We start from the raw sequence: 18,630 nt of genomic DNA, 5'->3' as shown, positions 1-18,630 counted from the left end.
GAAGCGCTAATCTGATCGCAAATGGGAGGTCGACATGGACGGTTCGGGTCAGATCAAGCGCGAAAAAGGGTTTTCCACCCGCGCTATTCACGAAGGTTATCACCCGGCAGATGAGGGTGGTGCCCTCACGCCGCCCGTGCATTTCACCTCCACCTTCACCTTTCCGGATGTGGAATCGGCGGGCGCGGCTTTCTCCGGTGAACAGCCCGCCCATATCTATTCGCGGATATCCAACCCGACCGTGGACCTGCTGGAACGCCGCATGGCGTCACTGGAGGGCGCAGAAGCGGCTGTCGCCTTTGCTTCGGGCATGGGCGCGATCACGGCGGTTTTCTGGAGCCTCGTTGAGCCGGACGACGAAATCCTCGTCGACAAGACGCTCTATGGCTGCACCTACGCTTTCTTCAATCACGGCCTCGCCAGGTTTGGCGTTCGCGTCAGCCATGTCGACATGACGGATGAGGCAGCTTTGGAAGCTGCGCTGCAATCCCGGCCGAAAATCGTCTATTTCGAGACCCCGGCCAATCCGAACATGCGGATCATCGATATTCGCCGCACCGCCACGCTGGCGCACGCAGCGGGCGCGCAGGTCATTGTCGATAATACCTATGCCAGCCCGTGTCTGACGCAGCCGATTGCGCTGGGCGCGGATGTGGTGGTGCATTCGGCCACCAAATATCTCGGCGGTCATGGCGATCTGATCGGCGGGCTCGCCTGTGGCACGCAGGAAATCATGGATCAGATCCGCTTTTACGGGCTGAAGGACATGACCGGGGCGGCGCTCGCTCCCTTCAATGCCATGCTGATCCTGCGCGGACTGAAAACGCTGGGCCTGCGCATGCGCGAACACTCGGCCAGCGCCGGGATTGTTGCGCGGTTTCTGGAAGCCCGTCCGGAGGTCAGCAGTGTCGCCTGGCCCGGGCTGTATAGCTTCCCGCAATACGAGCTGGCTGCGCGCCAGATGCAATTGCCCGGCGGCATGATCGCCTTCGAGCTGAAGGCCGGAAAAGACGCGGCCATGACCTTCATGAACCGTCTGACCATGATCCAGCGGGCTGTCAGCCTGGGCGATGCCGAGAGCCTGATCCAGCACCCGGCCTCGATGACGCATTCAACCTACACGCCGGAGGAGCAAGCCGAGCACGGCATTACACCCGGCCTGATCCGTCTGTCGGTCGGTCTGGAAGATGTCGAGGACATTCTGGCCGACATCGCGCAGGCGTTATCTGCCTGACAGTCCTGTCACTTGCCGGTCATCTGACCGCGCACTAGTGTCCCCGGCATCTATCCAGTGAATGATACCGGGGAGGCATCATGTTCCGCACTTTTGCTGCGCTGACCGCAAGCGCGCTCGCTTTTTCCCTTGCCTATGCACAAGAGGCTGACACGGCGACCGACACCGCCGCCGAAGAAGAGGGGCCCTGGGATGTGGCGGCACCGCCCATGCCGACCCGCTTCATTCCGATCCGCGTCGATGAAGGCACCTGGCTGAGCCTCGATGTCAGCCCTGATGGCCAGACCATCGCGTTCGATCTTCTCGGCGATATCTACACCATGCCGATTACCGGCGGCCCGGCGACGAATATCGCGTCCGGCCTGCCCTGGGAAATCCAGCCGCGTTTCTCGCCGGATGGCTCCATGATCGCCTTCACCTCGGACCGCGCAGGCGGCGACAATATCTGGATCATGAATGCAGACGGTACCGATCGCCGGCAGGTGACGAATGAAAGCTTCCGGCTTCTGAACAATCCGACATGGCATCCGTCCGGTGACTTCATTGCGGCGCGCAAGCATTACACCACATCGCGCTCTGCCGGTGCCGGTGAAATCTGGATGTATCATATCTCCGGCGGCAGCGGCGTTCAGCTGGTCGAGCGCCCGAGCGAAGCCTTCCAGAAAGAACTGGGCGAGCCGATTTTCTCCCCCGATGGTCGCTATGTCTATTACACGCAGAACGTCACTTCCGGCAGCACGTTTATCTATGCGCAGGATTCCAACACCGACCTGTTCAATATCCTTCGCTACGAGCTCGAGACGGGTGAAATCACCACCGCGGTGTCCGGCGCAGGCGGCTCTGTCCGTCCTGCACCGTCGCCGGATGGCAATTTCATGGCCTTTGTCCGCCGTGACCGGCTGCAATCCCAGCTCTGGGTGAAGGATCTGCGATCGGGCGAAGAGCGCATGATTTATGATGATCTCGACCGGGACAATCAGGAAACCTGGGGCGTTTACGGCATGTATCCGAACATGGACTGGACGCCGGATGGAAACTCCATCGTCTTCTGGGCGGGAGGACATATCAACCGCGTCAATGTCGAATCGGGCGAAGCGCAGATCATCCCGTTCGAAGTGGATGACAGCCGCGAAGTCATCGATCCGCCGCGCCCGCAGACCGAGGTCGCCCCGGCAACATTTGAAACCCGCATGCCGCGCTTTGCGAATGTCTCTCCGGATGGGTCGCAGGTCGTGTTCGAAACGCTCGGCCGCCTCTACATTGCCAATACGTCGGGCGGTGATCCACGCCCGCTGACCCGCAATGATGGCAGCTATCGCGAACTCTTCCCGTCCTGGTCGCGCGATGGCCGCTCCATCGTTTTTGCGACCTGGGATGATGAAGAGCTGGGCTCCATTCGCGTCGTGAATGCCAATGGCCGCGGCGAACGCATTGTGACAAGCGAACCCGGTCATTACCGCCGTCCGGTTTTCTCGCCGAATGGTCAGACCATCGTGTTCGAAAAAGGCTCGGGTGGATTCCTGACGGCGCGTGAGTGGTCGGAAACGACCGGCATTTTCGCCGTTCCGGCATCGGGTGGCGACATGCGCCGTATCTCCGATTCCGGTTCGGAGCCGCAATTTGGCGCGTCGAATGACCGGCTCTTCCTGTCCACTTTCGAAGGCGGACAGAACCGTCTGGTTAGCGTCGACATGAATGGCGAGGCGCAACGCGTTCACGCCCAGTCCGACATGATCGCTGATTATCGTGTCTCACCGGATGGCCGCTATCTCGCCTTCCGCGAAAACTACGATGCCTATGTCATGCCCATGCCGCCGGGACCGCAGGAAGTCTCTGCCGGCATGTCGGCTTCCGCGCTTCCGGTTGTGGAAGTCTCGCTCAACGGCGCGACCTATCTGTCCTGGTCGGGGGGCAGTGAAAGCCTTCACTGGACCATGGGGCCGGTGCTCTATTCCGCTGCGATCGCGGACGTTATCCCCCATGCTCCAGCTGCCGAGGATGAGGAGCGCGAGGCGTTCTCTCCGCCCGAAACCGGCCGGTCTCTGGCCATCACGGTCGAGGCCGACCGGCCGACCGGCGTGGTTGCTCTGACCGGCGCCCGTATCATCACCATGTCTGATGAAGACGGCGGCATCATCGAGAACGGCGTTGTCGTGGTGGACGGCAACCGTATCGTCGCGGTCGGAACCGCCGATGAGGTGGACATCCCGGCCGGCGCGCAAAACGTTGATGTAACGGGGCGCACCATCATTCCGGGCCTGATCGATGCACACGCGCACGGCCCGCAGGGCACGGACGAGATCATTCCCGAAGAGAACTGGTCGACTCTGGCCCATCTGGCATTTGGCGTGACCACAATCTTCGATCCGTCCAGCCAGGCCAGCACTATTTTCCCGGCCAGCGAGTATCAGCGGGCCGGCCTGCAATTGCAGCCGCGCACCTATTCAACGGGCGAGGTGGTCTATGGTGCTCGCGCGCCGGGTTTCTTTGCCCGTATCGAGGATGCGTCTGATGCCGAGGAGCATGTCTTCCGCCTCGCCAGTCAGGGCGCTCACGGCATCAAGAACTACAACCAGCCGCGCCGTGAACAGCGTCAGCAAGTGGTGCTGGCTTCGCACGAAGCGGGTGTCATTGTCGTCGCCGAAGGCGGGTCCAACTACCATATGGACATGTCCATGATCGCCGACGGCAATACGTCCATCGAACACAATATTCCGGTGGAAATGATCTATGAGGATGTCCTTCAGCTGTTCTCGCAAACGCAGGTCGCCAATAACCCGACCCTGGTGGTCACTTATGGCGGCCTGGCTGGCGACCCCTATTGGCGCTCGCGCATGAATATCTGGGAGCACCCGATTCTGTCGCGGCATGCGCCGCCCGCCTATCTACGCGGCTCGATCCGCCGTCCATGGGCGCCGGAACACGATTATGTTGATGATGATGCGGCAACCGTGGCGCTGATGTTGGCGCGCCGCGGCGTCACGATGGCGATCGGTGCCCATGGTCAGCAGGAGGGTCTTGCGGCGCACTGGGAGATGTGGTCGCTGGGGCGCGGTGGTGCGACGCCGATCGAGGCCTTGCGGGCGACAACGATCGACCCTGCCCGCCATCTCGGTTTCGACCATGACCTCGGCTCGATCGAGGAAGGCAAACTGGCCGATCTCGTCATTCTCGACGGCGACATTCTCGCCGATCTGCGCAATTCGGATCAGATCGAGATGATCATGCTGAATGGCCGTCTCTATGAAGCGGAAACGCTGAACGAGACCGTCACCGGCGATCGGCAGCGGGGCGCTTACTTCTGGGAGTAAGCGGGTTCCTTTAGCCGATCTTTGAAAGCCAGGCCGCGAAGCGTTCAATCACCGCTTCGCGGCCGTTTTCATTGAGGGTCTCGTGCCGGAAGCCGTCCAGGATTTCTTGCGTCGCACCATACCCCGCCGCGCGGAGCCGCTCGCCGAGCTTTTCCATGGCTTTGGCGTTATTCGTCGCCGGATCATCCGTACCGCCGACAAGGTGGAAAGGCAGAGATTTGGGCACCCGCTTCAGATTCCTGTCGTCTGCCGCATAGGAGATGCCGCTCGCAAAGTCCCGCCAGAGTGACCAGCTGGCCGTCCAGCCACACAAGGGATCAGCGACATATTTGTCCACTTCGGCCAGGTCCCGCGACAGCCAACCGGATTCCGGCCTGTCGGATTTAAACTTCTTGTCCCAGGCCTTGAAGGTCAGGTTGTCGATCAATCCGGCCGGCTGATCGGGTTTCGAGAATAACAGGCCAAGACCGGTCACCGATTTAATCAGGCTCGCGGCGCTCTTGTCGATATTGGCGTTCCAGATAGCGCAGCCGGCAATGGTCTCAGGATACCGCATCGCATAATTCATCGAGATCGAACCGCCCATGGAATGGCCGAACACAACAATGGGAAGGCCCGGATGTCTCTCGCGCGCCTCGGCATTCACCGCAGCGGCGTCTTCCATTACTTTCGACCAGCCATTTTCATAGGCGTAGAGCCGGGGCTCGCCGTCCGGCGCGGTCGTCAGCCCGTGTCCGCGATGATCCTGCGCAATCGTCGCCCAGCCTTTCTGCGCCAGAGCATCGGCAAAGCCTTCATAGCGGGCGGCGTGCTCGGCCAGTCCGTGATTGTCGTGAACCACACCGCGGGTTTCGCCCTCGGCCTCGCGCTCGTAGAGCGCCAGAAGCGCGCCGGTCGGGCTTTCCAGTGTCCGTTTGGTAAAGGCCATGCTCATCCTCTCTTTGCCGCAACGCTATCGCGCTCTGTTCGCACGCGCCAGCCAAGTTATAGTCGTAACCGACAGGAATCGGGGAGAGCGCATGTTCAGCGACAAGACGGCTATTCTGGCCATTGATCAGGGAACGACTTCATCGCGGGCGATCGTGTTTTCCAGAAAAGGCGAGGTCATCGCGCTGGCCCAGCAGGAATTTGCGCAAATCTATCCCAAACCCGGTTGGGTGGAACATGATCCCGAAGTGATCTGGGCGACGGTTATCGCAACAGCGAGAAAAGCGCTGAAGGATGCGAGGGCAAAAGGCTGGAAAACGGCCTGCCTCGGCATCACCAATCAGCGCGAAACCGCCATCATCTGGGACAGGGAGACGGGTGATCCGATCCATAATGCCATTGTCTGGCAAGACAGACGCACAGCGAAAACCTGTCAGAAGCTGGCCGCGGACGGCCATGAAGCCATGGTCCGGCAAAAGACCGGTCTGGTGCTCGACCCGTATTTTTCAGCGACGAAATTCGCCTTCATTCTCGACTCCGTGGACGGCGCACGCGGCCGCGCCGCCAAGGGCGAACTGGCCTTTGGCACGATTGACAGTTTTCTGCTCTGGCGGCTGACTGGTGGAGCGTCTCACAAGACCGATGCCAGCAATGCCAGCCGGACATCCCTGTTTGATATGAAATCCGGGCAGTGGGATGAGGCGCTCTGTCAGCTGTTTAACGTTCCGATGTCCGGCCTGCCGGAAGTCTGCGATAATGCCGCCGCCTTCGGCACCAGCCTGAAAGCCACGATTGGCGAGGCCTTGCCGATCACCGGCATGGCCGGCGACCAGCAATCGGCCGCCATCGGTCAGGCTTGTTTCAAACCCGGCGAGGTGAAGTCGACCTATGGAACCGGCGCCTTCCTGATCATGAATACGGGCGGCGAAATGGCGGCGTCGGAAAACCGTCTGCTGTCCACCATTGGCTGGCGGATTGAGGGCCAGACCACGTTTGCGCTGGAGGGTTCCATCCTGTCCGCTGGCGCAACCGTCCAATGGTTGCGCGACGGGCTGGGCCTGTTTTCGAAAGCCTCCGAGATTGAGGCGCTTGCCGCCTCTGCCGATCCTGATAGCGGGGTCTATCTCGTGCCCGCTTTCGCCGGCTTGGGTGCGCCGCACTGGGCGGCTGACGCCCGCGGCACAATTGTCGGTCTGACCCGCGGTGCCGGGCGTGCCGAAATCGCGCAGGCGGCGCTGGATGCCGCCGCGCATCAGACCGCCGACCTGCTCGAAGCGATGGCCCGCGATGGCGTGCCCACAGCGCGCCTGAAAGTGGATGGCGGGATGGCGAATAATAATCGTTTCCTGTCACGGCTGGCGGACATCTGTGATGTGCCGGTTGTCCGCCCGGTGAATACGGAAACAACGGCCTGGGGGGCGGCTTTCCTTGCTGGAATGGGCGCAGATCTCTTCGGCGGGCTCGAAGAAGGCCGCAAACTCTGGAAAGCCGATCAGGCGTTTGAGCCGCATATCAGGGCGGCAGACCGGGACCGGCAACGGATTGGCTGGCAGACCGCGGTCAAACAAACGCTGGCCGGGATTTGACGCGGGCGTGAATTGCGCCAGATTACCGGGAAAGTCGGGGGAAACGAGATGCGCTTTATTCCAGTCATTCTGATGTCGATTTTGGTGTTGGCCGGATGTGCCGAACGCGAGGAAGTCACGGTCGCTGATCCGGTCACGCGGATTCAAACGCCCAGTGGCGCTTTGGTGGGATATGTTTCGGATGCAGGCGCCCATGTCTGGCGCGCCATTCCCTATGCGGCCCCGCCGGTCGGCGATTTGCGTTGGCGCGCACCGCGCCCGCCGGAAAGCTGGGATGGAGAACGTCAGTCGATCACAGCCCCGGATTTTTGTCCCCAGCTGGCCAACTCCCTCAGCGCCGACCTTGCCGGCGTGGAAGCGGGAGCGCTGATTGGCAATGAGGATTGCCTCTATGTCGACGTCTATGCGCCGCCAAATGCCGACAATCTGCCGGTGATGATGTGGATTCACGGCGGCAGCAACACCTGGGGCTGGGGCGATCAGTATGATGGTTCACAACTGGCCATGGACCAGAATGTGATCGTCGTCGTGCTTCAGTACCGCCTCGGACCGCTCGGCTTTTTCTCGCACCCGTCCTTGCGCGAGGATGCGCAGACCGAATCCGACCGCGCCGCCAATTTCGCCACACTGGACCAGATCGCCGCGCTGGAATGGATCCGCGACAATATTGCGGCGTTTGGCGGAGATGCGGGCACGGTCACGATCTTTGGTGAAAGCGCAGGCGGCACCAATGTCGCGGCGCTGATGGGTTCACCCATGGCCGCGGGCCTGTTCCACCGCGCCATCATGCAATCGGGTTCGGCAAACGCGATTTCCGTCGAAGAAGCCGAAGGCACGGCAGGTTCGGAAGCCAACGCCTCTCTGGATATTGCCCCGGTTATCACGGGTGGCGGCGTCAGCGCGGAAGATCTGCGCGGCGCTTCGCTGGCGGCGGTTTACAATGCCTACAGCCCGGAGGGCGAATCGGTGGATTTGCCGACCGTGATTGCAGACGGCATCACCATTCCCGAGGGCGGGCTGATGCAGGCTTTCTCCAGCCCGGAAACCTTCAATGCCGTGCCGCTGATCACCGGCACCAACCGCGACGAGGTCAAACTCTATAACGGCCTGAATCCCGATCTGGTGAACCGGCGTCTCGGCATCTTCTTCCGCATACGCGATGAGGCGCTCTATGAGGCTGTCTCCGCATATCAAAGCCGGATCTGGGCAATCAATGCGGTTGACGAAGTGGCCGCCACCATGACCGCGGGCGGCCATGACGATGTCTGGGCCTATCGCTTTGACTGGGATGAGGGCGGATCAAATCTCTTCCTCGATTCCGCGCAGATTTTCGGCGCCATGCACTCGATGGAAATCCCCTTCGTTTTCAACACATTCGAATTCTTCGGCTCCCGCCTCGACCCGATTGTGTTTAATGATAACAATGCCGAAAGCCGTATTGCCCTCGCCCGCGAGATGGGCGGCTACTGGGCGCGTTTTGCCCGGCAGGGCACGCCCGGCGGCGACTGGGCCCGCTGGAGTGAAGGTCCGGCGCGCATGCGGTTTGATACCCCGGCCGACGGTGGCTCCGTGATGATGGCGGGCGAGTTCACCATTGAGGGGCTCGCCAGTGACATCAGCTCTGATGAGCGCTTGACCGTTGAGGAGCGCTGCCGGCTCGTGGCGTCGATGGAAGGCCGCTATTTCGACGACACAAGGGAATTGCGTCCGCTGACAGGCTGCTAGAGCTCATCGCTCGCATAGGGGCCGGCGGCTTGCCGCCAGGGATTGATATTCATCTCCCGCTGCATGGACGGGAAGGCCCGATGCGCGCAGGCCTCCCGCTCGCACAGGCGGCAGGTCAGGCCCACCGGGGTGGGCGGTGTCCGCGACAGCGCGTCGGCATAGATCGTTTCTTCGGCCCGGCCCCATTCACAGCCAACCGCAATCACATGCAGGACCGGCGGTTCGCTGGCGCTGGCTGGCCGGGACACGGCGCGGGCGATGGACAGGTATTCGGAATTATCCGGCAGGGCGAAGCGCTGGGTGAGCAATTTCTCGGGCGTGCGGAACGCTTCTGACAGGGTCCATTTCGGGCAGGAGCCACCCGACCGCGCAAACGGCAAAACCCCGCCGCCAAATCGCTTCGAGACATTTCCAGCCGGATCCATTCGGACCATGAAGAAGGGGATGCCAGGCTGCTTCAGATCGTGCAGCGTGGTCAATCGGTGACATACCGTCTCGAAGCCCAGCCCGAAGCGTCTTTGCAGGCGGTCGATATCATATCGGCTCTTCTCTGCCAGTGTCAGAAACGCCTCATAGGGTGCCAGAACGGCGCCGGCGAAATACCGCGCCAGCCCGTTGCGGTAGAGCGACTCCTCAACCCGTGTGTCAAACCCGGCCGCCTCGACTTCCGCATCCAGAATGTCGGCGTGCTCCAAAAGAGCCAGCGTGGTAGCCATCTGCATGGGCCGGGCATTCGCAGACAGGCGATCCGACAGCATCAGACGCCGGGTATGAAAATCCATCCGCTGGCGTGCCCCGCCCATAATGTCGTCTTCAAACGTCCGGACGATTATTCCGTGTTCCGCCTTCAAGCGCTCTTCGAGAACCGCAGAGCGATTATCGACGGTCAGCTTCAACCGGCTGCCAAAACGTTCCGCCGCTTCCTCCAGGGCTGGGAAAAAATTATGCCGTTGGTCGAGCGCATTCCGCACGGCCTCGGTCTCATTCATCCGGCCGGCCCGATCACCGCCCTCCAGCTGCGCCGCCAGATCAGCGGACGATTCCGAGGCATTGCGATAGGCCTGATGTAGCCGGGTCAATGCTTCGGCCGCCCGCGGCTGGGTCTCGGCCAGTTCGGTCAGTTCGGTCCGGTCCAGCTCCAGCGAAGCGAGCGCGGGGTCGGCCGCCGCGGCTTCCAGATCGGTAACCAATTGCCGGTCCGATCCTTCAGCCAGACTGCGCACATCAATGTCGAAGGTTGCAGCGACAGCAAGCAGCACGCGCGCGGTCAAGGGGCGCTGATTGCGTTCCAGCAGGTTGAGATAGCTGGGAGACAGACCCAGCATGTCGGCAGCATCAGCCTGCGTCAGACTGCGCTCGCGCCGCAATCGCCGCAGCCGGGCACCGGCGAAGATTTTCTCGTTTTGCAAATCCATGTTGTCAATTATTCACAAAATAACAGAATGACAAGTAATTAATGAATACAGCCGCGCTCTTTTAGAACTTTGCCTGTGTAGACAGGGCTTATCCGTATCGTCAGGGTGATCGTCGAAACCACCGGTTATTCCGGCTGACAGACAAAAGGATTGCGCCATGACCACCTTCAACGATCTCGTCCCCGCCGCCACGCCAGACCGCTTTGCCGGTATCGACCGTGATTATTCCGCCGAAGATGTGCTGAAACTGCGCGGCTCGGTTCAGATTCAGCACACGCTTGCCGAACGCGGTGCGGTGAAACTCTGGACCCTCCTGAAAACCGAACCCTATATCAATGCGCTGGGCGCCCTGTCGGGCAACCAGGCCATGCAGATGGTTCGTGCGGGCCTGAAAGCGATCTATCTGTCGGGTTGGCAGGTCGCCGCCGACGCCAATGTCGCCGGCGCCATGTATCCCGACCAGTCTCTGTATCCGGCGAACTCCGCCCCGGAGCTGGCCAAGAAAATCAACCGCACCCTTCAGCGCGCCGACCAGATCGAAGTCGCTGAAAATGGCGAAGCCAGCCGTGACTGGTTCGCGCCGATCGTGGCTGACGCTGAAGCCGGTTTTGGCGGCACGCTGAACTGCTATGAGATCATGAAGGCCTTCATCGAAGCGGGCGCTGCGGGCGTTCACTTCGAAGACCAGGTCGCCGCGGAAAAGAAATGCGGGCATCTGGGCGGCAAGGTCCTGATCCCGACAAAGGCCCACCAGCGCAACCTCAATGCGGCCCGACTCGCGGCTGACGTCATGGGTGTACCCACACTCACCGTCGCCCGGACAGATGCGGAATCGGCGACGCTGATCAATTCCGACATCGACGAGCGCGATCATGAATTCATCGACTACGATGCCGGCCGTACGGCGGAAGGCTTCTACCGTCTGAGAAAGGGCATGGGCGTTGATCACTGCATCAAGCGCGGACTGGCCTATGCCAAATATGCCGACCTTCTGTGGTGGGAGACATCCAAGCCAAATCTGGACGATGCCCGGCGCTTTGCAGAAGCCATACAGAAAGAGTTCCCTGGCAAGATGATGGCCTATAATTGCTCGCCATCCTTCAACTGGGAAGCCAATCTGGATAAGGAAACCATCGCCATTTACCAGCGCGAATTGGGAGCCATGGGCTACAAGTTCCAGTTTGTCACCCTCGCCGGTTTCCACCAGCTCAATTACGGCATGTTCAACCTCGCCATGGGGTATCGCGATCGCGGCATGGGCGCATATTCGGAGCTTCAGCAAGCCGAATTTGCCTCCGAGAAGGACGGTTACACAGCCACCCGCCATCAGCGCGAAGTCGGCACCGGTTATTTCGATCTTGTGAACCAGACCCTTTCCGGCGGTCAGTCTTCGACGACGGCCATGGGCGAATCCACGGAATCTGCTCAGTTCGCGGCGGAATAGGTGGCGGACGGGAGCAAGATCATGAACAAGTCAAATCCCAATGGCGTCGATCTTCTGGGCCCTCTGGAGCCCGGCTATCGCGCCATCCTCGCCCCGCACGCCCTGTCATTCCTGATCGGACTGCACCGGCGTTTCGACAGCCGCCGCAAGGCGCTGCTGGAAGACCGCCAGAAACGCCAGGCCGAATATGATGCCGGCGGATTGCCGGACTTCCCGGAAGAGACCGCCGATATCCGTGCCTCGGAATGGACGGTTCGTCCGGCGCCATCCGATCTCAAGGACCGCCGCGTCGAGATTACCGGGCCGGTGGATCGCAAGATGGTCGTCAATGCACTCAATTCCGGCGCCCGCTGCTTCATGGCGGATTTCGAGGATGCCTCTTCGCCGACCTGGACCAATATGGTCGACGGCCAGATCAATCTGCGCGAGGCCATCCGCCGCAAGATCGATTTCACCGACGACAAGAACGGCAAGCGCTATCGTGTCTCTTCCGATGCCGCGACGCTGATCGTCCGTCCGCGTGGACTGCACCTTGATGAACGTCACATGCAGGTCAACGGCCAGCCGATTTCTGCCTCTCTCTTCGATTTCGGCCTGTATCTGTATCACAATCATGATGCGCTCGATGTGCGCGGCACGGGGCCTTACTTCTATCTGCCAAAGCTGGAAAGCCGGTTTGAAGCGCGCTTCTGGGCGCTGGTTTTCAGCCATGCCGAGGAAGTTCTGGGCCTGGAACGCGGCACGGTGCGCATCACGGTGCTGATCGAGACCTTGCCGGCGGCCTTTGAGCTCGACGAAATCCTCTACGAGCTGCGCGACTATTGCGTCGGGCTCAATTGCGGACGCTGGGACTATATCTTCTCCTATATCAAACGCTTGCGGGGCCACACCGATCGTGTCCTGCCGGATCGGTCCCAGATCACGATGGCAACGCCATTCATGCGCGCCTATTCCAAGCGTGTGATCGCGGTCTGTCACCGGCGCGGAGCCCATGCCATGGGCGGCATGTCAGCCTTCATCCCCGTCAAGGGCGACGAAACGGCCAATGCACTGGCCTTCGAACAGGTCAAGGCCGACAAGACCCGCGAAGCGACGGACGGTCATGATGGCTGCTGGGTTGCGCACCCGGATCTCGTCCCGGTCGCCAAGGCCGCCTTTGATGATGTCATGACGGGGCCCAACCAGATCGACCGCAAATTCGCGGTCACAGGCTCGGCGGCCGACCTGGTTGCCGCACCGGACGGCACGATCACCGAGGCGGGCGCACGCGAGAATGTGGATGTCGCCATCCGCTATATCGCGGGCTGGCTGGCCGGTCGTGGCGCGGCCCCGATCCGCAACATGATGGAAGATGCGGCAACGGCCGAGATCGCTCGCGCACAGTTATGGCAGTGGCGTGTGACGGGAGCGAAGACCGAAAACGGTATCGGTCTGGATGCCAGCTGGATGGAAGAGGCGATAAATATTGCCGAAGCTGAAATCCTTGAGGATGGTCAATATCGCCTGTCCGGTCCGGATGAAGTGAAAGCGGCCGCCAAACTGATGCGAGAGCTCGTCCTGGCAGATGACTTCGATGAATTCCTGACGCTCAAAGCCTACGACCAACTGACAAAAGGTCTGCAGGTCTCTATGCGCCTGACCGAATTCGACTAGATCACCTCGAGATGCCCACCGGCGGGACCGGGAGGCAGGCGCGGCGAACCCTTTGCAATCCGGGTTCGTCGCGCCACTTTTTATCCGGTGTAGAAATCCGGATAGGCTTCCATCCCCAGTTCGGATTTATCCAGCCCGGCGATTTCTTCATCCACACTCGGGCGCAGGCCGATCGTGTGCTTCAGTGCCAGCCAGACACCCGCACTCAGTGCCGCGACAAAAGCGCCGATGCTGAGAATGCCGACCAGCTGAACGCCCAGCTGGCTGAGAATATTCAAGCCTTCAGCCTGGGTTGTGAGAGCTGCGACCAGCGTTCCCCAGATGCCGCAGACAAGGTGCGCCGGGATGGCACCGACGACATCATCAATTTTCAGCTTGTCGAGCAGAGGCACAGTGACAACGACCAGAATTCCGCCGACCGCGCCGATGAGCATGGATTGCCAGAGGGCGGCATCCAGCGGCCCGGCTGTGATCGCCACAAGTCCGCCAATCGCGCCATTGAGCACAAGCGTCAGGTCCGGCTTCTTGAAGACAAAATAGGCCGTCGCAAACGCGCCCAGAACGCCTGCCGCCGCAGCCGTGTTCGTGTTGGCGAGGATTTTGCCGACCGCACTTACATCCTCGATCGTGCCTGCCGCAAGCTGCGAGCCACCGTTAAACCCGAACCAGCCGAACCAGAGGATAAACGTCCCCAGCGCGGCCAGCGGCAGGTTGGAGCCGGGCATGGGTTTCTGGATACGGCCATCGGCGGCGTATTTGCCATAACGGGGCCCGAGGATCAGCGCGCCGGTCAGCGCCGCCCAGCCGCCGACGGAATGGACCAGTGTCGATCCCGCAAAGTCCTGAAAGCCCATGACATGCAGCCAACCCTCGCCCCATTTCCAGGCGCCGGCAATCGGATAGATGATGGCCGTGAGAACGACGATAAAAAGGAGGAAGGGCCCCAGCTTGATCCGCTCGGCCAGTGTTCCCGACACAATGGAAGCCGCTGTCGCAACGAACGCCATCTGGAAAAACCAGTCGGCGGACGAGGCGGCCGAGCCGCCCGGTTCTCCAAGCGCATCGGGCGACCAGACGCCCAATGTTCCGATCAGCCCGCCATCGACCCCGTCATACATCAAGCGGTAGCCGACAAGATAATAGGTGAGCGCGGCAATCGAAAAGAGCGTGATATTTTTAAGAGAGATGGTCGCGGCATTCTTGGCCCGCACCAAACCAGTCTCCAGCATGCAGAAGCCGGCCACCATGAAGACGACCACCATGCCGGATATCATCAGCAACATTGTGTCGGCCACAAACGCCATGACATCGGGTTGAGACGGAGCCGCCACCGCCCCCGTGACTTGTGCTGCCAGTGCGAACATATCTTCCCCCATCATGTTGCGCTGCAGCATGATGGCCAGTCTGACCGTCTCTGTAAAGATGTCCGGGGCCGGATAATTCGAACAACTTCATTTCCGCCGCGCTAACCTTCGGTCAACCTCCCGAGCGATCGTTCGAATTTGAACAAAGCGTTTAAACGCCCCTTATCGGCTGGTGTGGTGGATTTCGCATCAGACAGCCGGAAAACCGGCGCGGATGGTGTGAGGGTAAGTATGGCGAACCGGGCGAATGTCGTCGTTTTCGCGTCGCAGAAAGGCGGGTCGGGCAAGACCACGCTCTCCGGGCATATTGCGGTTGAGGCCGAGCGCGCCGGTGACGGACCCGTGGCCCTGATCGATACCGATCCGCAAGGCTCCCTGGCGAAATGGTGGAATGCCCGCTCCAGTGCGACACCGGCTTACGCCCGCGTGTCCATTGGCGAGCTCGATGCCGGCATCAAGCATCTCGAGAAATCCGGCTTCAAACTGATTGTGATTGATACCCCCCCGGCCGTGACCGAGTCCATTGCCGGGGTTGTTCGTCATGCGGATCTGGTCGTCGTCCCGACCCGGCCCAGCCCGCATGATCTGCGCGCCGTTGGTCCGACGGTCGACATTGTCGAGAGTTTCTCCAAACCGCTCGTCTTTGTCGTGAATTCGGCCACGGAGCGCGCACGCATTACCGGCGAGACGGCCGTGGCCCTGTCCCAGCATGGCGTCGTGGCACCGGTCACCATTCACCACCGCACCGATTTTGCCGCTTCGATGATTGATGGTCGCACGGTGGGCGAGGTCAACGAAGGATCAAAGTCAGCCGAGGAGGTGTCCAAACTCTGGCGTTATCTGCGCGCCCGTTTTGTCCGCAATGGTCTGGCGCTCAATGGCAAGGATTCGATCGGGGATCTGGCTGTGGCCGCTTTGACGCCAGGCGGTGGAAGCCCGGATATCTTTGGCGACGAAGATGAAGATGAAAACCTGCCCGGTCTGGGTGAACTGGTCCTGCCGGGCTGGAATGAAGACGAATTGCCCAAGCCTCAAGCCATGGGGCAGTCCGGCTGGGACGGCGTTGACCGCCGAAAAGAGGATCGCGGCGCGCCCAAGGGCGTTCCTGATCGCCGCCAACCGCCGCGCGCGGTCTTTGGACGGCGCACCGCCTTTGTCCATCGCATTGCGGGGGAGGGCTGAATATGACGACATCGCCTTTTGCCTCCCTGCATTCCAGCCTTCTCGTGCGCAAGGGAGCGGCTGTGCCGTCGCCCGCCGGCACGCGCACAGCGCCGGAAGCTGTCTTTGATCCATACTCCATCGCCCGCCGCGATGCCTCGGATGCGGATACCGCCCCCCCACCCCAACCGCATCCGGGGCCCTGCGACGCACATCACGAGGCCGCCGCAGCCGATGAGGATTTCGGCTTCGCTCTGAGTGATCAACAGGATCGCCGTCTTCGTCTGGCCGCGGCCAAGCTCGATACGACCCGAGAGCAATTATTGTCGGAGGCGGTGGATAATCTGCTCAACCATCTCGCAGAGACCGAGCTGGCAGCCTGTTCCTGTTATCGTGCGATGGCCGATAGCAGCTAGAAACAGCTGCCATCCATTTCGGCAATCCAGGACCGGATCAGCTCGACGCCTTCCGCATGGACGAGCGAACGCCCCAGCTCCGGCATCATGATATCCCCCTGCCGCGAATCCATGCGGTAGATGAAAATCGACGCATCCGGATCGCCCGGTACGATGTCGAAACGGTGTCCGCCCGAGCCGGGCCCGGCCGCAATCGGCGGCTTGCAAATGCCCAGATTGGGGCCTACCGGCGCATCGAAATTGAGATGCAGACCGGACGTGTCCGCGGCCCCGACTGGATTATGGCAATGCGCGCAATTGATATCGAGATAGGATCGCGCCCGCGTCGCCAGCGGGATATCGGGATCATTCCAGACGGCTGCGCGGGGTGCGAGGTCGATATCCGGTGCGCCAGCCAGATAACCGGTGGCAATGAAATGCGTCAGCTGGTTTTCCACGCCTTCCGCATAGGCGAAATCCCGATTGAGGTGACGGGGCGCCGGGCCGATCGGTGACAATTCCCGCGTCGTGTTATTGGTCGCGTGACAGCCGGCGCACTGGTTCACATTCGGCACGAGGTAATGGATATCCTGAAGCGTACCATCGGCTTCCGCCAGCGTCAGTGTTTCTGAATATCCTGCCCGCATCAATTCGGCATCGCTCTCGTCTTCATTCCAGACATAGGGCAGGGCGGTCCAGCCATCCTCGCGGCGGATCAGGAGGCGGGTTTCCACCAGACGAACGCGGTCGAGGTCCAGGGTTTCCGGCGTATCCGACACCTGAATCCCGGCATCGCCACGCAATACATGCCCCGCATCATCTACCGGATAGTAGAATGTCTTGGTGATGACGGTGCCGACCGGAAAATCAAGAACCTGACCTTCCCGGTAAGTGGCGGTAACGCCCTCGGGCATCCAGATCGTCCGCAGCTTGCCGGCATGATCGGTAAAGAGCGGCGTATTGAGATCATAGGGCTCAACCCCGTCCGACAAGACCAGCTGCCCGCCCGACGTCGTGACAAGCCCCCATTCCGACAGCAATGCGGGCCGGCCCTCGGCGTGGAAGGTCGGCGTGGCCGCCTCATTTCCGCAGGCCGCCAGAATCAGGGCGAAGGCAGGAAGAAAAGCGCGCATCAGAACGGCAGGACAATCTCCGGCAGGCGTTCATGCAGGCAGGCCGTGTCCTCGACAATATGCGGGTCGGAATAGCCATTGGGCCCGTCCACATTCAGCAATTGCGCATCGCCATTATCGAGGCAAATCCGGTATTGGGCCGGCATTTCTCCGTCGGCCAACAATTCGGCATTCACATAACCATCCCAGAGAACATCCGGAATATTGCCGGTCAGGCCGAACATCAGAACGCGCAGGGCCTGAAGCTCTGCATTGTCGGGATTGCCACCGCCCTCGCCCAGCGTGTTGCCCGCGATCCAGATTGTCTCCGGATAGGGGTCGAAGTTTTCCTGAACGCCGATATCGGAAAACCCGGTCGAATAGACCGAGGAGATGATGATATTGGCCGTGCGGTGGTCGCGGATATCGTTATTGAAAATCTCGACACGGTCATTGGAGTTGATGACGATGCCGGATCCGGCAGGTACGCTGGCGACCGGCGTGCCCGGATGGCCGAAATTACCGGTATTATTTTCAAAAACCTGATTGTCGTAGACGCGCGTGGAATGGCCGGGTTGCGGCAAATTGGGCATGTTGAAGACCAGAATGCCGCCCGTATTGTTGGTCGCAACATTATTGTAGACGTCGGCGCCGATCGTATTCTCGATCTCAATGCCCGCCACATTGAATTCAGCGCGGCTGTCGCGAACGATCACATTGCGCGACTGGCCGACATAGATACCAGCATCCGAAGCGCCAATCGCGACCGCGCCTTCAATCAGCGTATTCGTCGTCTGGACCGGGTAGATGCCATAGGCGCCATTGTCGGTATCCGGGCCGTTCGTCCATTCGGTCCGCACCCGGCGGATGATGATGTTCTCGCCTTCATTGACCTTCAGCGCATCGCCGCGCGTATCTTCGATAGCCAGGTCCTCGATCGTGAAATCGCTGGCCGTGACCAGCAGGCCTTCCGCGCCGGATGTCTGATTGGCGAAGGACAGAATGGTTTCGTCCATCCCGGCACCGCGAATGGTCACACCATCCACTGTCAGGGACAGCGAGCGGTCAAAGGAAAACACGCCGGCCGGAATCTCGATGACATCGCCAGGTTGGGCATCAATCAGTTGTTCCATCAGCGTCGTCTGGAAATCAGTATCGGCGCTGGAAATGTCGCGCCCCTCATTGCCGCCGCCGCAAGATGCCAGCAAAAGGCTAGCGCCCAGTACCACCGCCGAAGAAAATTGAAACTTGACCATGGATGCCTCCCCATACGTCCGGTCTGAACAGTGTTCACTTTGCGGTA

12 protein-coding genes and 1 pseudogene are annotated in these 18,630 nt (G+C 60.8%); 8 read left to right on the top strand and 5 right to left on the bottom strand.

The features are described from left to right. Positions 1-34: 34 nt before the first annotated feature. Together P0D52_RS12290 and P0D52_RS12285 are read left to right on the top strand one after the other, a co-directional pair. Complete coding sequence (locus tag P0D52_RS12290; RefSeq protein ID WP_394692943.1) at positions 35-1,234, top strand: methionine gamma-lyase; 1,200 nt, start codon at positions 35-37, stop codon at positions 1,232-1,234. 80 nt (positions 1,235-1,314) lie between these two features. Next, positions 1,315-4,545: an amidohydrolase family protein gene (locus tag P0D52_RS12285; protein WP_394692942.1), complete on the top strand. Its 3,231-nt coding sequence runs from the start codon at positions 1,315-1,317 to the stop codon at positions 4,543-4,545. A 10-nt stretch (positions 4,546-4,555) separates the two neighbouring features. On the opposite strand, the gene P0D52_RS12280 is transcribed toward P0D52_RS12285, so the two are convergent. After that, a complete protein-coding gene (locus P0D52_RS12280) occupies positions 4,556-5,473 on the bottom strand; it encodes an alpha/beta fold hydrolase (RefSeq protein WP_394692941.1) in 918 nt (305 codons plus the stop codon). 91 nt (positions 5,474-5,564) lie between these two features. On the opposite strand from P0D52_RS12280, the gene glpK reads away from it, so the two are divergent. Together glpK and P0D52_RS12270 are read left to right on the top strand one after the other, a co-directional pair. Next, positions 5,565-7,058: a glycerol kinase GlpK gene (glpK, locus tag P0D52_RS12275; RefSeq protein ID WP_394692940.1), complete on the top strand. Its 1,494-nt coding sequence runs from the start codon at positions 5,565-5,567 to the stop codon at positions 7,056-7,058. Between the two features lie 48 nt (positions 7,059-7,106). Further along, entirely contained in the window at positions 7,107-8,783 is a 1,677-nt protein-coding gene (locus P0D52_RS12270; RefSeq protein ID WP_394692939.1) for a carboxylesterase/lipase family protein, read from the top strand. On the opposite strand, the gene P0D52_RS12265 is transcribed toward P0D52_RS12270, so the two are convergent. Continuing rightward, positions 8,780-10,198 (bottom strand): short-chain fatty acyl-CoA regulator family protein, encoded by a 1,419-nt coding sequence (locus P0D52_RS12265; protein WP_394692938.1) that lies wholly within the window; start codon positions 10,196-10,198, stop codon positions 8,780-8,782. The two genes, P0D52_RS12270 and P0D52_RS12265, sit on opposite strands and share 4 nt — an antisense overlap. A gap of 157 nt (positions 10,199-10,355) precedes the next feature. Between P0D52_RS12265 and aceA the strand changes: the two genes are divergently transcribed. Then, entirely contained in the window at positions 10,356-11,642 is a 1,287-nt protein-coding gene (gene aceA, locus P0D52_RS12260) for an isocitrate lyase (protein WP_394692937.1), read from the top strand. Positions 11,643-11,663: 21 nt separating this feature from the next. Then, positions 11,664-13,295 carry a malate synthase A gene (gene aceB, locus P0D52_RS12255; RefSeq protein ID WP_394692936.1) on the top strand — a complete coding sequence of 544 codons (1,632 nt, stop codon included), beginning with the start codon at positions 11,664-11,666 and terminating at the stop codon, positions 13,293-13,295. A gap of 80 nt (positions 13,296-13,375) precedes the next feature. Here the strand turns inward: aceB and amt are convergent, their stop codons facing one another. Further along, positions 13,376-14,689, bottom strand: coding sequence for an ammonium transporter (gene amt / locus P0D52_RS12250; protein ID WP_394692935.1), 1,314 nt, complete (start codon positions 14,687-14,689; stop codon positions 13,376-13,378). Positions 14,690-14,890: 201 nt separating this feature from the next. On the opposite strand from amt, the pseudogene P0D52_RS12245 reads away from it, so the two are divergent. Beyond that, positions 14,891-15,523 (top strand): annotated as a pseudogene (locus P0D52_RS12245) (AAA family ATPase); the annotation flags it as partial. A 320-nt stretch (positions 15,524-15,843) separates the two neighbouring features. Continuing rightward, positions 15,844-16,236: a hypothetical protein gene (locus P0D52_RS12240; RefSeq protein WP_394692934.1), complete on the top strand. Its 393-nt coding sequence runs from the start codon at positions 15,844-15,846 to the stop codon at positions 16,234-16,236. On the opposite strand, the gene P0D52_RS12235 is transcribed toward P0D52_RS12240, so the two are convergent. After that, positions 16,233-17,348, bottom strand: a complete 1,116-nt coding sequence (locus tag P0D52_RS12235; protein ID WP_394692933.1) for an SO2930 family diheme c-type cytochrome — start codon at positions 17,346-17,348, stop codon at positions 16,233-16,235. The two genes, P0D52_RS12240 and P0D52_RS12235, sit on opposite strands and share 4 nt — an antisense overlap. Next, on the bottom strand, positions 17,348-18,583 hold the full coding sequence (locus P0D52_RS12230; protein WP_394692932.1) for a parallel beta-helix domain-containing protein: 1,236 nt from the start codon (positions 18,581-18,583) through the stop codon (positions 17,348-17,350). Before P0D52_RS12230 ends, P0D52_RS12235 begins: the two co-directional genes overlap by 1 nt. Positions 18,584-18,630 lie beyond the last annotated feature (47 nt).

This window comes from Hyphobacterium sp., from assembly GCF_043584775.1.
Taxonomy (GTDB): Bacteria; Pseudomonadota; Alphaproteobacteria; order Caulobacterales; family Maricaulaceae; genus Hyphobacterium.
The sequence above is the reverse complement of the archived record's forward strand: the minus strand, read 5'-3'. Positions and strand labels throughout refer to the sequence as shown.

Excerpts from the sequence above, each read along its gene's own strand:
- P0D52_RS12290 (WP_394692943.1), top strand. The coding sequence starts at position 35 with ATGGACGGTTCGGGTCAGATCAAGCGCGAAAAAGGGTTTTCCACCCGC.
- P0D52_RS12285 (WP_394692942.1), top strand. The coding sequence starts at position 1,315 with ATGTTCCGCACTTTTGCTGCGCTGACCGCAAGCGCGCTCGCTTTTTCC.
- P0D52_RS12280 (WP_394692941.1), bottom strand. The coding sequence starts at position 5,473 with ATGGCCTTTACCAAACGGACACTGGAAAGCCCGACCGGCGCGCTTCTG.
- glpK (WP_394692940.1), top strand. The coding sequence starts at position 5,565 with ATGTTCAGCGACAAGACGGCTATTCTGGCCATTGATCAGGGAACGACT.
- P0D52_RS12270 (WP_394692939.1), top strand. The coding sequence starts at position 7,107 with ATGCGCTTTATTCCAGTCATTCTGATGTCGATTTTGGTGTTGGCCGGA.
- P0D52_RS12265 (WP_394692938.1), bottom strand. The coding sequence starts at position 10,198 with ATGGATTTGCAAAACGAGAAAATCTTCGCCGGTGCCCGGCTGCGGCGA.
- aceA (WP_394692937.1), top strand. The coding sequence starts at position 10,356 with ATGACCACCTTCAACGATCTCGTCCCCGCCGCCACGCCAGACCGCTTT.
- aceB (WP_394692936.1), top strand. The coding sequence starts at position 11,664 with ATGAACAAGTCAAATCCCAATGGCGTCGATCTTCTGGGCCCTCTGGAG.
- amt (WP_394692935.1), bottom strand. The coding sequence starts at position 14,689 with ATGCTGCAGCGCAACATGATGGGGGAAGATATGTTCGCACTGGCAGCA.
- P0D52_RS12240 (WP_394692934.1), top strand. The coding sequence starts at position 15,844 with ATGACGACATCGCCTTTTGCCTCCCTGCATTCCAGCCTTCTCGTGCGC.
- P0D52_RS12235 (WP_394692933.1), bottom strand. The coding sequence starts at position 17,348 with ATGCGCGCTTTTCTTCCTGCCTTCGCCCTGATTCTGGCGGCCTGCGGA.
- P0D52_RS12230 (WP_394692932.1), bottom strand. The coding sequence starts at position 18,583 with ATGGTCAAGTTTCAATTTTCTTCGGCGGTGGTACTGGGCGCTAGCCTT.